13 protein-coding genes and 1 pseudogene are annotated in these 15,108 nt (G+C 72.7%); 11 read left to right on the top strand and 3 right to left on the bottom strand.

The window, feature by feature from the left end:
• From B4M60_RS01510 to B4M60_RS01495, 4 genes and pseudogenes are all read left to right on the top strand, one after another.
• Positions 1 to 1,143: pseudogene (locus B4M60_RS01510) on the top strand (translational GTPase TypA); the annotation flags it as partial.
• A 10-nt stretch (positions 1,144 to 1,153) separates the two neighbouring features.
• Positions 1,154 to 2,968, top strand: coding sequence for an ABC transporter family substrate-binding protein (locus B4M60_RS01505; protein ID WP_291079608.1), 1,815 nt, complete (start codon positions 1,154 to 1,156; stop codon positions 2,966 to 2,968).
• Positions 2,965 to 3,870 carry an N-acetyl-1-D-myo-inositol-2-amino-2-deoxy-alpha-D-glucopyranoside deacetylase gene (mshB, locus tag B4M60_RS01500; RefSeq protein WP_291079606.1) on the top strand — a complete coding sequence of 302 codons (906 nt, stop codon included), beginning with the start codon at positions 2,965 to 2,967 and terminating at the stop codon, positions 3,868 to 3,870. Before B4M60_RS01505 ends, mshB begins: the two co-directional genes overlap by 4 nt.
• Positions 3,867 to 4,271, top strand: coding sequence for a hypothetical protein (locus B4M60_RS01495; RefSeq protein WP_291079604.1), 405 nt, complete (start codon positions 3,867 to 3,869; stop codon positions 4,269 to 4,271). The genes mshB and B4M60_RS01495 overlap by 4 nt, the downstream gene beginning before the upstream one ends.
• On the opposite strand, the gene B4M60_RS01490 is transcribed toward B4M60_RS01495, so the two are convergent.
• Positions 4,242 to 5,861, bottom strand: coding sequence for a PH domain-containing protein (locus B4M60_RS01490; RefSeq protein WP_291079602.1), 1,620 nt, complete (start codon positions 5,859 to 5,861; stop codon positions 4,242 to 4,244). The two genes, B4M60_RS01495 and B4M60_RS01490, sit on opposite strands and share 30 nt — an antisense overlap.
• Positions 5,858 to 6,502, bottom strand: coding sequence for a PH domain-containing protein (locus B4M60_RS01485; protein WP_291079600.1), 645 nt, complete (start codon positions 6,500 to 6,502; stop codon positions 5,858 to 5,860). Before B4M60_RS01485 ends, B4M60_RS01490 begins: the two co-directional genes overlap by 4 nt.
• A gap of 77 nt (positions 6,503 to 6,579) precedes the next feature.
• Here B4M60_RS01485 and B4M60_RS01480 point away from each other — a divergent pair, with 77 nt between their 5' ends.
• From B4M60_RS01480 to dapC, 3 genes are all read left to right on the top strand, one after another.
• Positions 6,580 to 9,159 (top strand): bifunctional FO biosynthesis protein CofGH, encoded by a 2,580-nt coding sequence (locus B4M60_RS01480; RefSeq protein WP_291079598.1) that lies wholly within the window; start codon positions 6,580 to 6,582, stop codon positions 9,157 to 9,159.
• An 84-nt stretch (positions 9,160 to 9,243) separates the two neighbouring features.
• Positions 9,244 to 9,567: a ferredoxin gene (fdxA, locus tag B4M60_RS01475; RefSeq protein ID WP_291079597.1), complete on the top strand. Its 324-nt coding sequence runs from the start codon at positions 9,244 to 9,246 to the stop codon at positions 9,565 to 9,567.
• A gap of 5 nt (positions 9,568 to 9,572) precedes the next feature.
• Positions 9,573 to 10,685, top strand: a complete 1,113-nt coding sequence (gene dapC / locus B4M60_RS01470) for a succinyldiaminopimelate transaminase (protein ID WP_291079595.1) — start codon at positions 9,573 to 9,575, stop codon at positions 10,683 to 10,685.
• A gap of 25 nt (positions 10,686 to 10,710) precedes the next feature.
• Here dapC and dapD read toward each other — a convergent pair whose 3' ends face one another.
• Entirely contained in the window at positions 10,711 to 11,679 is a 969-nt protein-coding gene (dapD, locus tag B4M60_RS01465; protein WP_291079593.1) for a 2,3,4,5-tetrahydropyridine-2,6-dicarboxylate N-succinyltransferase, read from the bottom strand.
• Positions 11,680 to 11,740: 61 nt separating this feature from the next.
• Between dapD and dapE the strand changes: the two genes are divergently transcribed.
• From dapE to folP, 4 genes are all read left to right on the top strand, one after another.
• Positions 11,741 to 12,910, top strand: coding sequence for a succinyl-diaminopimelate desuccinylase (dapE, locus tag B4M60_RS01460; RefSeq protein WP_414646702.1), 1,170 nt, complete (start codon positions 11,741 to 11,743; stop codon positions 12,908 to 12,910).
• Between the two features lie 33 nt (positions 12,911 to 12,943).
• On the top strand, positions 12,944 to 13,744 hold the full coding sequence (locus tag B4M60_RS01455) for a TIGR00730 family Rossman fold protein (RefSeq protein ID WP_291079592.1): 801 nt from the start codon (positions 12,944 to 12,946) through the stop codon (positions 13,742 to 13,744).
• Positions 13,744 to 14,298, top strand: a complete 555-nt coding sequence (locus B4M60_RS01450; RefSeq protein ID WP_414646701.1) for a TIGR00730 family Rossman fold protein — start codon at positions 13,744 to 13,746, stop codon at positions 14,296 to 14,298. The genes B4M60_RS01455 and B4M60_RS01450 overlap by 1 nt, the downstream gene beginning before the upstream one ends.
• Positions 14,280 to 15,108: dihydropteroate synthase (folP, locus tag B4M60_RS01445; RefSeq protein WP_414646703.1), on the top strand; the 829-nt coding region annotated here is incomplete at its 3' end. The genes B4M60_RS01450 and folP, both read left to right, overlap by 19 nt.

The raw sequence follows: 15,108 nt of genomic DNA, 5'->3' as shown, positions 1-15,108 counted from the left end.
GCGTGGATCCACAACCTTCCCAACGGTGAGCAGGAGACCAAGTCCGTTCGGATCTCCGAGCTGCTGGCCACCGAGGGCGTCGAGCGGGTGCCGACCGAGGAGGCCGTCGCCGGCGACATCGTCGCGGTCGCCGGGATCAGCGACATCATGATCGGCGACACGCTCGCGGACCCGGAGAACCCGGTCGCCCTGCCCGCGATCACCGTCGACGAGCCCGCCATCTCCATGACCATCGGCGTCAACACCTCGCCGCTCGCCGGCCGGAACGGCGGCAAGAAGCTCACCGCGCGGATGGTCAAGTCGCGCCTGGACCAGGAGCTCGTGGGCAACGTCTCGCTCAAGGTGCTCGACACCGAGCGCCCCGACGACTGGGAGGTGCAGGGCCGCGGCGAGATGGCGTTGTCCATCCTCGTCGAGACCATGCGCCGGGAGGGCTTCGAGCTCACCGTGGGCAAGCCGCAGGTCGTCACCCGCACCATCGGCGGCAAGATCCACGAGCCGATGGAGCACATGACGATCGACGTGCCCGAGGAGTACCTCGGCGCGGTCACCCAGCTCATGGCCGCCCGCAAGGGGCGCATGGAGCAGATGAGCAACCACGGTTCCGGGTGGGTCCGGATGGAGTTCACCGTCCCGGCCCGCGGTCTCATCGGGTTCCGCACGACCTTCATGACCGAGACCCGCGGCGCCGGGATCGCCAACTCGGTGTCCGCCGGCTACGAGCCCTGGGTCGGCGAGATCCGTTCGCGGCACACGGGCTCCCTCGTGGCGGACCGGGCCGGCAAGGCCACCGCGTTCGCCCTGCTCGGCCTGGCCGACCGCGGTGACTTCTTCATCGAGCCCGGCTCCGAGGTGTACGAGGGCGTCGTGGTGGGGGAGAACCCCCGCTCCGAGGACATGGACGTCAACATCACCAAGGAGAAGAAGCTCACGAACATGCGTGCGGCCTCCTCCGACGCGACGGAGACCCTGTCCAAGCACCGCAACCTCTCGCTGGAGGAGGCCATGGAGTTCTGCGCCGGCGACGAGTGCGTCGAGGTCGGCCCGGACGCGATCCGCGTGCGCAAGGTCCTGCTCACGGCGAACGAGCGGGCCAAGGCCCGGAGCAAGTCCAAGTCGCGCGAGCAGCAGTCGGTCAACTGACGGTGTCCCGGTGACCACGAGGGGGGCGCGGATGCGCCTGCGGGCGACCGCGGGGCTGTCCGCCGCGCTGGCCCTCGTCGTCGTCGCCGGGTGTGTCGCCGATCCTCCCCCGCCGACGGTGGTGGGGGAGGAACGGACCGACGGCGAGACCGTGGTCCTCTCCGGGAACGGCGTCCTGCTCGCCCTGGACAGGGTCGAGCCCGGGTTCAACCCCCATCTCCTCGCGGACCAGGGGGTGGACACCGACCTGGTCGCCTCGCTGCTCCTGCCCAGCGCGTTCGTCCCCGGTCCCGACGGCGATCCGGTCCTCAACGGGAACCTCCTGGTCTCGGCGGAGGTCCTCGGGGGGGACCGGAACACCGTCCGGTACACGATCGACCAGAAGGCGCAGTGGTCGGACGGCGTCCCGGTCGCGGCCGAGGACTTCGAGTACCTCTGGCGCCAGATGACCACCCAGCCGGGCGTCGTGGACCCGGCGGGGTACGAGCGGATCGTGGCGGTCCGCTCGGGTGCCGGCGGGAAGATCGTGGACGTCGAGTTCGACTCTCCTCCGCAGCAGTGGCAGTCCCTGTTCACCAATCTCGTCCCCGGGCACATCCTCAAGAACGCCCCCGCCGGCTTCCAGGGCGCGATGGCGGGCCTGCCCGTGACGAGCGCCGGACCGTTCATGATCCGCGTGGCCGACATCGGCCGCGGGGAGATCGAGTTCGTCCGCAACGACCGGTACTGGGCGCAGGCGCCCGGACTCGACCAGATCCTGGTGCGGCGGGCGACGGGGGCCGGTCAGCTCGGTGCGGCCCTGCGGAGCGGTCCCGGTGCGCTCGCGCTGGTCTCGGCGACGCCGGTCGCCGCGGATGTCGCCGGCACCGTGCCCGCGGTGCGGACGGGGCCCGTCGCGGGATCGAGCCAACTCGAGTTGGGCCTGAACACCGTCGCGCCGGCGGTCGGGGACCCCGCGGTTCGTCGTGGCGTCGCGGCGGCGGTGGACCCCGAGGTGGTCGGGCGGATCGTCACGGGTGAGTCCGCGCCCTCCGTCACGTCGTTCCCGTTCCCTCCGGCGTCCGCCACGACCCCGACCCGTGACCCCGCCGCCGTGGACCGCGCCCTCACCGGGGCGGGGTTCACCCGGCCGGGTGCGCGATGGGAGCGCGACGGCCGCCCGCTGAGCCTGACGATCGGGGTCGAGGCAGGAGAGGACCGCGCGCTCACCGCCGCGTACACGATCGCGGACCAACTGCGGCGCGCGGGGATCGGGGCCCGGGTCTGGGAACTCGACCCGGTGGGCCTCTACGCCGACGCGCTCCCGCACGGACTCGTCGACGGGGTGGTGGGGTGGCAGCGGGTCGGCGGTCACGCCGAGGCCGCGGCCGTGTCCCGCTTCGCCTGTCCCGCGGCGGCGGGAGCGGACGGGGCCGTCGAGACCACCCCGGCCCGGCCGCCGACCACGGTCGCGAGCCTCGTCCCCCCGGAACCCGATACCGGCCTCACCGTCGCCCCCTCGGCCACCGGCTCGCCCACCCCCGGCTCCGGCCCACCACCCCGCACGATCGGGGAGTCGGCCCCCGCCAGGGCCAGCGGTGTCTCGGGAGTGTGCGATCCCGCACTCGACCGCGCCCTGGGAGACGGGACGACCGGACCCGACCTGACCGTGGCCGGCGACCTGGTCGCCGACCTCGCCCTCCGGGTACCGCTCGTCCGACCGGGTCTGCTCCTCGCCGAGGACGGTGTTGACCTGACCGGGATCCGCCGGGACCGGGTCGACCCAGCGCCGATCACGGTCTCCGACGTCCTCGGCGCCGCACCGACCTGGAGGAGGTCCGGATGACCACGTCCCCGGTTCCGTCGACCCACATCGACGTCCGCGCCCTGTTCGTCCACGCCCACCCCGACGACGAGGCGATCACCACGGGTGGCACCATCGCGGTCCTCGTCGCCGCCGGGGTCGACGTCCGGGTGGTGACGTGCACTCTCGGCGAGGAGGGGGAGGTACTGGGCGAGGAGTTCGCGGGGCTGACCTCCGACCGGGCCGATCAGCTCGGCGGCTACCGGATCGCCGAGTTAAGCGCCGCCCTGCGCGCCCTCGGTGTGGACCGACCCCGGTTCCTCGGGGACGCCGGCCGGTGGCGCGACTCGGGCATGGCCGGGACACCGTCCGCGGACCACCCCAGGGCGTTCGTCGGGTCCGGGCGGGCCGCGGTGGAGGAGATGGCCGGGATCCTCGACGGGTGGCGACCGGACCTCGTCGTGACCTACGACCCTCGGGGAGGGTACGGGCACCCCGACCACGTCAGGGCCCACGAGGTGGTGCACGCCGCGCTCGGCGAGGCGGCCCACCGCCCTCGGCGGGTGGCGTGGACCGTGACCGCGCGGTCGGACGTCTCGCTCGTGCACCCCGGCCCGCCGTCCCACCTGCGCCACGCCCTCCCGGACGAACTGCCGTCGGTCCGCGACTCGCGCCTGACCCACCGCGTTCCGCTCGATCCCTCCTCCTACGCGGCCAAGCTCGAGGCGCTGACCGGGCATGCGACCCAGCTCGAGCTGGTTCCGGGCGCGGACGGCGACCCGTGGTTCCTGGCGCTGACCAACGGTGTCCTCCAGCCGGTGCCGCTGGTCGAGTGGTACATCGCGAGCGACCTCGCCGATCCGGCGGACCCCGCCGGACCCTACGTCCGGTGCGCGCCCGGGAGGTCGCACCTGCTGGACGGGCTCACGGAGGAGTCACGATGACGACGACGACGGCCGCGCCCGATCGCGCGCCCACCCCCGCCGAACTTGGTGTGGCGCTGTCCCTGCTCGCGGTGGGTGCGGCCGCGAGCTGCGTGCTCGCGGCCGCCTGGCTGACCATGTACGTCGGCACGATGCCCGTCCCGGTCACGGTCGTCGCCGCCGGCGCGTGGTCGCTGGCCCTGGTGCGCATCGCCTCGATGTGGTCGGACCGGGCGATCGTCGCCGCGTTCCCGGCGTTGGTGTGGATCCTCACCCTGATCGCACTCGACCTGGGCCCCGGCGGCGACATGCCGGTGCCGGTCGGGTTGCGGGGCCTGGCGCTCCTGGCGGCCGGGGGCCTCATCCCGCTGTGGGCGGCCACCCTGGGTCGATCACTCCGGCCGGACGCCCATCGACGGTGACACCCGCCCGTCGCCCGCGCCGTCGTGCTTCCAGACGTCGGTGATCCCCGGGGTCAACGCCTCGGCCAGGACCCACGCCTCGTCGGCGTCCATGTCCACCACCGAGTAGACGCCGCCGCCGGCGGGGGTCGCGGCCGACACCGTTGCGACGCGCGCCGAGCGCTGGAACACCGACTGGGAGACGGTCCACGCGATGATCCCGTCGGCCTCGAGAATCGTGCGCTTGGCGGCCCACGACCCGTGTGAGGTCACCAGGGTGTCGGGCAGCAGCGCGTGGCCGAGCATGCGGATCCGGTCGACGGACAGGGCGAGGAAGAACACCAGGGCGGCCGGGATCCCCCAGCGGACCCAGACGTCCGCGGACGGTCCGGAGTCGAGGCGGTACAGGATGATGAACCCGGCCACGATCCAGAACGGCAACAACCCGCGGGTGAGACGACGACGCGCGGCCTTCCACGGGTGACGCCGCAGGCCCACGGTCACCGGGGTCTCGTCGCCGAGGATGCGGATCGCCACCCGCCGGACGTCACCGATCGGCGCCTGCGGGAGCAGCGTCGACGCGGCGGCACCCTTCTTGGTGCCGGTCATGATGGGCTCGAGCCGGCCACCGCCGAGCATCCGCAGGTACACGGGCAGCCGGAGTTCGACCCCGCGGAGCCGGGCCTTGTCCAGGGCCTGGTGCTTGCGCCGCAGGATGCCGTTCTGGACGTAGAGGAGTTGCCCGTGGTCGGTGAGGGCGTACTTGCCGTAGCGGATCGCGTAGGTGATCACCGCGAGCACGCCCGCCACCATCCACACCGCGATGGCCTTGCCCACGAACGCCCACGGCGGGCCCAGGGAGTCGAGCCGGTCGACCGTCCCCTCCACCACCGCGAGATCCATGATCCGGTCGTGCATGTCGCCCATCTGCCACGTGAGGAACCACAGCGAGAAGAGCACCCCGAAGCCGATGAAGGAGAACGGGGCGAACCTCGCCCAGGTGATCCGCCACCGGGCGATGTCCTCCCCGTATTTCGATCCCCACTGCTCCTCGTCCTCCTCGCTCAGGGTGGGGTCGAGTGCGCGTCGGTGGGCCAGGAGTTCGTCCCGGAGCGGGTCGACCAGGGCGGTGTCGATCGCATTGAGGCGGAAGCGCTCGGCACCGGACTTGCCGGCGTCGGCGCGGCCGGTGCCCACCTCGAGGATCGACACCCGCATGACGCGGTGGAAGAGGTCGGACTCGGTGTCCACGCTCCGGATCCGGTGGCGGGCGACGGTGACGACCTGACGGCTGAAGAAGCCCTTCTTGAGGATGATGTGGGTTCGGCCGACCTGGTAGCTGGTCGACAACCATCGCAGCAGGCCGGCCAGGACCACCAGCGAGATGACCACGGTCTCGAACCAGTAGTTGCTGCGGTTCGAGCCCAGCCACAGGGAGATGAGGAAGAGCGGGAGGAGGCGGGTGAGTGACCCGAGCGGGTCCACCAGCAGCATCCGCCAGGACAGTCGCTGCCACGGGGCCTCCGGGTCGATCTTCTCGGCGACCGCGGGCTCGTCGGGACGGAGGACCTCCTCCGCCTGGTCGGTCCCCGTCTCGCCCGGCCCGGTCACGTCCCGTCCCCGGAATCGAGGTTGGCGATCGCGATGAGGTGTTGCGCCAGTGCCTCGGCGTCGGCGAGCGCCAGGCCCCGGATCTCGACCGTCCCGTGGGCGGACGCGGTCGACGCGTTGACCGTGGCCAGCCCCAACCATCGTTCGAACAGGGACCGGGTGGTGTAGACGGTCTGCAGCCGGGCCAGGGGGGCGATTCGGAACTGGGTGGTCCACCAGCCCTTGCGGGAACACACGGCGGTGTCGGAGACGTCCCAGCGGGCGACGACGTAGCGCCACCAGGGTGCCACCACGATGGACATGAACGCGTAGGGGAGGGTCACGGCCAGGGCCACCCAGTTCCAGAACCCCATGACGTTCTCGCCCCAGTAGTACCAGGCCACCTGCAGCCCGGCGAGGATCGCCCACGACCAGATGCCCTCGATCACGAACAGGAACGGCGTCCGCTTCTCGATCCGGTGCCGGGGCGCCGTGACCAGCACCCGGGTGGAGGTGAGGAGGCCCTGGCCGGAGTCGGACGCGGGCCCGTCGACGGGCAGCGGGCTCGCCTCCCGCAGCGCGTGGGCGCCGCCGTCGCCACGGGCGGGCACGGTCACGAGCGGGTCCCCGTTGCTACGCAGTGGGACGGAGTGATCTGGCATGCCCGCCAGCCTAGTGCGCGGGCCCCTCCGCGACGGCCGTGACCTCCGGCTGGGCGCGGTGGGGCATCATCACGGTCATGGATCTCGCCGCGCCGCCACTCGATTCCGAGCCCGCGCCGTCCGCGATGCGGCGCGCCCTGCGCCGCGCGCGGGACGGGCTGACCCTCGACGTGACCGAGGCCGCGGTGCTGCTGGCCGCCCGCGGGGAGGATCTCCGCGACCTCACGGCGCTGGCCGCCGCCCGGCGTGACGCCCGGCTCGTGGACGAGGGACGCCCCGGCGTCGTGACCTACTCCCGCAAGGTGTTCGTCCCGCTCACCCGCCTGTGTCGCGACCGCTGCCACTACTGCACGTTCGTCACGGTCCCCGGCAGGCTCCGCGCCGCGGGGGAGGGGATGTTCCTCGACCCCGACGAGGTGATCGACCTGTGCCGCCGCGGTGCCGAGGCCGGGTGCAAGGAGGCCCTGTTCACGCTGGGTGATCGGCCGGAGGACAGGTGGCCCGAGGCCGGGGAGTGGCTCGCGTCCCGTGGATTCTCGTCGACGCTCGACTACGTCCGGGCCATGGCGATCCGGGTCCTGGAGGAGACCGGCCTCCTGCCGCACCTCAACCCGGGGGTGATGTCCTGGTCCGAGCTGTCGACGCTCAAGCCGGTGGCACCGTCGATGGGGATGATGCTCGAGACCACCGCGACCCGCCTGTTCACCACCCCGGGGCAGTGCCATCACGGCAGCCCGGACAAGGACCCGGCCGTGCGGCTGCGCACGCTCACCGACGCGGGCCGCCTCGCCGTGCCGTTCACGTCCGGGATCCTCGTGGGGATCGGCGAGAACCGCGCGGAGCGGGCGGAGAGCCTGCTCGCCCTGGCCGGGCTCGCCCGCGAGTTCGGTCACCTGCAGGAGGTGATCGTCCAGAATTTCCGCGCGAAGCCGGACACGGCGATGCGCGGGGTCGCCGACGCGGGGCGGGACGAGTTCCTCGCGGCGATCGCCGTCGCGCGGCTCGTCCTGGACCCCCGGGTCGCGGTGCAGGCGCCCCCGAACCTGGTGGACCGGGGCGACGTGCTGGCCCTGCTGGACGCGGGCGTGGACGACCTCGGCGGGATCTCGCCGCTGACGCCGGACCACGTCAACCCCGAGCGGCCGTGGCCGCACCTGGACGAGCTGACCGCCGACCTCGCCGCGGCCGGGTGGACCCTGTCCGAGCGGCTCACCGCGCATCCGCGCTACGTCGGCGCGGGGGACGCCTGGATCGACCCGAGGGTGGCCGGCCACGTCCGCGCCCTGGCGGACCCGGAGAGCGGGCTCGCCGCCGTGGCCGACGACGACGAGGTGCTGCGGCCGCAGGGACGGCCCTGGCAGGAGCCGGACGACGACTGGGACTCGAGCGGACGGACCGATCTGCACACGGCGATCGACTCCGAGGGCCGCATCACGGACACCCGGTCGGACATCGGCGAGGCGTTCGGCAACTGGGACGTCATCCGGGCCCGCGCCGCCGAACTGGGTGCGGGCGCGCTCGCCCCCGAGCGGGCGGACGCCGACGTGGTGGCCGCGCTGAGGGCGGCGGAGTCCGACCCGGCCGGGCTGAGCGACGACCAGTACCTGGCCCTGGCCACGGCCACGGGCGACGGGCTGGCGGCCGTCGCCGGCCTCGCCGACCGCATCCGGGCGGACGTGGTGGGCCAGACGGTGACCTACGTCGTCAACCGGAACATCAACTTCTCCAACATCTGCTACACCGGCTGTCGCTTCTGCGCGTTCGCCCAGCGCAAGGGCGACGCCGACGCGTTCTCGCTGTCCGCCTCCGAGGTGGCCGACCGCGCGTTCGAGGCGTACGTCTCCGGCGCCTCCGAGGTGTGCATGCAGGGCGGGATCGATCCCGACCTGCCGGTGTCCGGGTACGCCGACCTGGTGCGGGCCGTCAAGGCCCGGGTGCCCTCGATGCACGTCCACGCGTTCAGCCCGATGGAGATCTCCAACGGGGCCTCCCGGTCCGGGGTGGGGGTCCGAGAGTGGCTCACCGAGCTGCGCGCCGCCGGTCTGGACACCATCCCCGGGACCGCCGCGGAGATCCTCGACGACGAGGTCCGCTGGGTGCTGACCAAGGGCAAGCTCCCGGCCTCCGAGTGGATCGACATCGTCACCACCGCGCACGAGGTGGGGCTGCGGTCCAGTTCCACGATGATGTACGGCCACGTGGACACCCCACGGCACTGGGTGGCGCACCTGCGCACCCTGCGCGGCATCCAGGAGCGGACCGGCGGGTTCACCGAGTTCGTCCCGTTGCCGTTCGTGCACCGCAGTGCCCCGCTCTACCTGGCGGGCGCCTCCCGCCCCGGGCCGACCCGCGAGGAGAACGTCGCCGTGCACGCGCTGGCGAGGATCATGCTCCACGGCGCGATCGACCACGTGCAGACGAGCTGGGTCAAACTCGGGGTCGCCGGCACCCGGACGATGCTGCGCTCCGGCGCCGACGACCTGGGCGGCACGCTCATGGAGGAGACCATCTCGAGGATGGCGGGCGCCGAGAACGGGTCGGCCAAGACCCCCGAGGAGATCGAGGAGATCGCCACCGGGATCGGCCGCCCGGTCCGGCGTCGCGACACGGTCTACGGCCCGGCGCCACGCCCGATCGGGGTGAGCGTCGTCACATAGTGAGGGCGGGTCCGGGGCGTGTGCGTCGCCGGTACGGACTGTGACATACGATACCGCCATACCGCTACGAGGAAGGTGGCTGCCGTGACCTACACGATCGCAGAGCCGTGCGTCGACGTGATGGACAAGTCCTGCGTCGAGGAGTGTCCTGTCGACTGCATCTACGAGGGCGGACGGATGCTGTACATCCACCCGGACGAGTGCGTCGACTGTGGGGCGTGTGAGCCGGTCTGTCCCGTGGAGGCCATCTTCTACGAGGACGACACGCCGGACGAGTGGACCGAGTACAACGCCACCAACGCGGACTTCTTCGTCGAACTGGGGTCGCCGGGCGGCGCCGCCAAGGTCGGGAAGGTCGACTACGACACCCCGTTCGTCAAGGCGCTCCCGCCCATGAACCAGGAGTGATCCCGGTGGTCGCACGCCCGGAGCGTCGTCCGCCCGTGCGTGCGCTGCCGGTGTTCCCCTGGGACACCCTCGCCGAGGCGAGGTCCCGGGCCGCCGCGCACCCCGACGGGTTGGTCGACCTCACCGTGGGCACCCCGGTGGACCCGGTCGCCCCGGTCATCCGGGAGGCGCTCGCGGCGGAGTCCGCCGAACCCGGTTACCCCACCACGGTCGGTCGGCTCGACCTCCGCGAGGCGATGGTCGGGTCCCTCGCCCGTCGCTACGGTGTCACCGGGCTGACCCCGGATTCGGTCCTCCCGGCGATCGGCACCAAGGAACTCATCGCGGGGTTGCCCGCGCAGCTCGGGCTCGGCCCGGGCCACACGGTGGTCGTGCCGGAGGTGGCCTATCCGACCTACGAGGTGGGGGCGCTGCTCGCGGGCGCGACCGTCGTCCGTGCCGACTCGCTCGTGCAGCTCGGGCCGTCGTCTCCCACCCTGCTCTACCTCAACTCGCCGTCGAACCCCAGCGGTAAGGTCCTCGGACCGGAGCACCTCCGCAAGGTCGTCGGATGGGCGCGTGAGCGCGGGGTGATCGTCGCCTCCGACGAGTGCTACCTCGGCCTGGTGTGGGAGGGCGAGGCGCTCTCGATCCTGGATCCGCGCGTCTGCGACGGCGACCACACCGGACTCCTGGCGCTGCACTCGCTGTCCAAGACCTCGAACCTGGCCTCCTACCGGGCCGGGTTCGTCGCCGGCGACCCCGCGCTGGTGGCCGAGCTGCTCGCGGTCCGAAAGCACGCCGGCCTGATGATGCCGCTGCCGATCCAGTCGGCGATGACCGCCGCGCTCGGCGACGACGCCCACGAGGACGACCAGCGCGAGCGCTACCGGGCCCGTCGGGCCCTGCTGCGCCCGGCGGTCGAGCAGGCCGGGTTCCGCATCGACCACTCGGAGGCGGGGCTCTACCTCTGGGCCACCCGCGACGAGCGATGCCGCGACACGGTGGACTGGTTCGCCGAGCGCGGCCTCCTGGTGGCCCCGGGCGAGTTCTACGGACCAGCCGGGGCGCGGCACGTGCGGATCGCCCTCACCGCCACGGACGCGACGATCGCGGAGGCGGTCCGCCGGCTGGCCTGACCGCCCCCGCGTGCGCGGCCGGGGCTCAGTCGTTGGCGTGGAGCGCCTCGTTCAGCCCGACGCCCTCGCGCCTCCACGGCACCGCCTCGACCGCGCCCGTGAGGGAGTTGCGGCGGAAGAGGAGGTTGTCCATCCCGGAGAGCTGACCGGCCTTGACGGGCTCGCGCTCGGCCCAGGCGCCGGCCCGGACGTCGACCTTGGTGCCGGCGGTGACGTAGAGCCCGGCCTCCACAACGCAGTCGTCCCCGAGCGAGATCCCGATCCCGGAGTTCGCGCCGAGCAGGCAACGCTCACCGATCGAGATGGTCTCCTTGCCGCCGCCGGAGAGCGTGCCCATGATCGAGGCGCCGCCGCCGACGTCCGAGTCCGCGCCGACCACCACACCGGCGGAGACGCGCCCCTCGACCATCGACGGCCCGAGGGTCCCGGCGTTGAAGTTGACAAAGCCCTCGTGCATGACCGTCGTCCCCTCCGCCAGGTGCGCCCCGAGGCGGACCCGGTCGGCGTCGGCGATCCGGACGCCGGACGGGACGACGTAGTCCACCATCCGCGGGAACTTGTCGACCCCGTAGACGGTGACGGGGCCGCGGGCGCGCAGCCTGGCCCGCACCAGCTCGAAACCCTGCACGGCGCAGGGGCCGAAGTTGGTCCACACCACGTTGGACAACGTGCCGAACAGGCCGTCCATGTTGGCGTAGTGGGGCTTGATGAGTCGGTGGGAGATCAGGTGCAGCCGGAGGTAGGCGTCGTAGGCGTCGGCCGGGGGCTGGGTGAGGTCCGAGATCTCCACGCGCACCGCCACCCGCTCGACCCCACGGTCGGCGTCGGGGCCGGTCAGGGGGGCGAGTTCCGCGGGAACCTCGTCGCCGGACAGGACGCGGTGCCCCCCGTCGGACGCGGCACCGAGTTCCGGCGCGGGATACCACACGTCGAGGACGGTGTGATCGGACGTCAGGGTGGCGATTCCGGTGGCCACTGCTCCGTGTGCACTCATGCCCCCGATGCTAGCGGTCGCCGACGGCGCACTCCGGGCACGGGCATCTAAGGTGGACGCCGTGACCGCCGCCCTCGATCTGACCGCAGACCCGGTCGACCTCGCCCGCGCCCTCGTCGACATCGCCAGCCCCTCGCGGGAGGAGGCCGAGATCGCGGGGGCCGTCCACGCCGCGCTCGACGCGGTGGTCGCCGGTCTCGCCGGTGCCGGCGCCGGCCGGACGGAGGTGATCCGCGACGGCAACAGGGTCCTCGCCCGCACGCTGCGGGGTCTGCCCACCCGGGTGGTCCTCGCGGGCCACCTCGACACCGTGCCCGTCGCGGACAACGTCCCCTGCCGGGTCACGGGGGCGGGGGACGAGGTGGTCCTCCACGGGTGCGGCACGGTCGACATGAAGTCGGGTGACGCCGTGTTCCTCCATCTCTTCGCGACCCTGGCGGACTCCGACGAGCTCGCGCACGACCTCACCCTGGTCCTCTACGACTGTGAGGAGATCGAGGCGACCGCCAACGGGCTGGGCGTCCTCGAGCGCACGCATCGCGACTGGCTCACCGGCGACGTCGCCATCCTCGGGGAGCCCACCGGGGGTCTCATCGAGGCGGGGTGCCAGGGGACGCTGCGGATCAGGGTGCACGCGCGGGGCGTCCGCGCGCATTCCGCGCGCAGCTGGCTGGGGGACAACGCCGTGCACAGGCTCGCGCCCGTGCTCACGGCCCTCGCCGCGTACGCGGCCCGGTCCGTGGACATCGACGGGTGCGTCTACCGGGAGGGGCTGCAGGCGGTACGGATGTCGGCGGGCGTCGCCGGCAACACCGTCCCGGACGAGGCGTGGCTCGACGTGAACTTCCGGTCGGCACCGGACCGGGATCCCGACGCTGCGCTGGAGCACGCGCTCGGGGCGCTGGGCCTCACGCGGGTCCCGAGGGTGGAGCCCGGGGAGGAACCGCCGCGCGGGCCCGGCCTGTACTGGGAACTCACCGACCTCTCACCGGGAGCCCTGCCGGGGCTCGGCGCCTCCGCGGCGGCGGACCTGGTCAGGGCGGCCGGTGGGCGGGTCCGCGCGAAGTACGGCTGGACGGACGTGTCGCGGTTCGCCGCCCTCGGCATCCCGGCGGTCAACCTGGGTCCCGGGGACCCGGGCCTGGCGCACAAGCGCGACGAACACTGCCCCGCCGCGCAGATCGTCGAGGTGACGGACCTGCTGCGCGACTACCTCACCACCCCCGGCTGAGCCCGGCCCCGACACCTCCAGGAGACTCCCGGCATGGCCCCCAACGACCCCGTACACCTGCGCGGCCCGGTCCTCGTCCGCCGCGACAAGGGCGGCGAACGCACCACCACCGACCAGCGGCTGCTGGACAAGAACCAGGACACCGACTGGCTGCACACCGACCCGTGGCGGGTCCTGCGCATCCAGAGCGAGTTCGTCAACGGCTTCGGAGCCCTCGCCGAACTCCCCGACGCGGTCAGCGTGTTCGGGTCCGCCCGCACTCGCCCGGGCGATCCCGTCTACGAACAGGCCGTGGAACTCGGCCGCGCGCTGGCGGAGGCGGGATACGCGGTGGTGACCGGAGGCGGCCCGGGGCAGATGGAGGCGGCCAACAAGGGGGCCTGGGAGGCCGACGGGCAGTCGGTGGGCCTGGGCATCGAGCTGCCCATGGAGCAGGGGATGAACAGGTGGGTGGACCTCGGTCTGCACTTCCGCTACTTCTTCATCCGCAAGACGATGTTCGTCAAGTACTCCCAGGCCTTCGTCTGCACCCCGGGCGGGTTCGGCACGCTCGACGAGTTCTTCGAGGCCATCACCCTGGTCCAGACGGACAAGATCACCAGGTTCCCGATCGTGCTGCTCGGCGTGGACTTCTGGACCCCACTGGTCGAGTGGATCCGCGGCACCCTCGCCGGGCAGGGCATGATCTCGGAGTCCGACGTCGACCTGTTCCTGGTCACCGACTCCGTCCCCGAGGCGGTGGAGTACATCCGCCAGGCACACCGCCGCGCCGCGCTCACCGCCGAGCAGCGGGAGGACCTGCTGGGCGAGGAACACCGCGGGGTGGAGCGGTGATGGCGCCGGTGGCGGGTCGCAGGGTCTGCGTCTACTGCGCGTCCTCCACCCACGATCCCCGGCTGCTGGCGATCGCCACCGAGGTGGGCGACGCGATCGCCCGTCGCGGGTGGTCGCTGGTCTCGGGCGGGGGCAACGTCTCCATGATGGGTGCGGTGGCGGAGGCGGCCCGCGCGGGCGGTGCCCGAACGGTCGGGGTGATCCCCGAGGGGCTGCGGGTGAGGGAGGTCGCCGACACCTCGGCCGATGAACTCGTGGTGGTCACCACGATGCGGGAGCGCAAGCGGGAGATGGAGGAGCGCTCGGATGCGTTCCTCACCCTGCCGGGCGGGATCGGCACGATGGAGGAGATGTTCGAGGTCTGGACCTCCGCCTCGCTCGGTTTCCACCACAAACCGGTGGTGCTCTACGACCCCATCGGCTTCTACACGCCGCTGCTGGACTGGGTCGGCGGGCTGGCGGACTCCGGCCTGGTCAAGACCCACGCCCTCGACTGCCTGGTGGTGTGCGACGACCTCGAGACGGCGCTCGACGCCTGTGGAGGACGGCGGTGACGGGCCGACCCGCGCCTCCGGCCGCCACGTTGTGCGGCCGCCCGGTGCCGGTCGAGCGTCCCCTGGTGATGGCGATCGTCAACCGGACCCCCGATTCCTTCTACGACCGCGGGGCCACGTTCACCGACGAGGCCGCGATGCGCCGGGTCGACCGGTCGGTGGGGGAGGGGGCCGACATCCTGGACATCGGCGGTGTCAAGGCCGGCCCGGGGGACCTGGTGGACACCGAGGAGGAGATCCGACGGGTCGTGCCGTTCGTCGACGCCGTGCGGGCCCGCCACCCGGACGTGCTGATCTCGGTGGACACGTGGCGCGGCGAGGTGGCCCGGCTGGCCCTGGCCGCCGGCGCGGACATGGTCAACGACACCTGGGCCGGACACGACCCGGGGGTGCTGACCGCGGCGGGCGAGGCGGGAGCCGGCTTCGTCTGCTCCCACACCGGCGGCGCGGTGCCGCGGACCCGGCCGTTCCGGGTGGGCTACCACGACGTGGTCCGGGACGTGGTGGAGGAACTGTCGGCCGCCGCGGGGCGCGCCCTGGCCGCCGGGGTGCCGGCGGACGGCATCCTCGTGGACCCCACCCACGACTTCGGCAAGAACACCTTCCACGGGCTCGAGTTGCTCCGGCGGTTGGGCGAGATCGTGGACCTCGGGCTGCCCGTCCTCATGGCCCTGAGCAACAAGGACTTCATCGGGGAGACCCTCGACGCCGGGGTCGACGACCAGGCCGAGGGGACGCTCGCCGCGACCTCCGTCGCCGCGTTCCTGGGGGCGCGGGTGTTCCGCACGCACGACGTGCGCGGCACCCTCC

It is taken from the genome of Dietzia sp. UBA5065 (assembly GCA_002415925.1).
Lineage (GTDB): Bacteria > Actinomycetota > Actinomycetes > Mycobacteriales > Mycobacteriaceae > Dietzia.
Note: the sequence above shows the minus strand (reverse complement) of the source record. Positions and strands in the feature narration are given on the sequence as shown.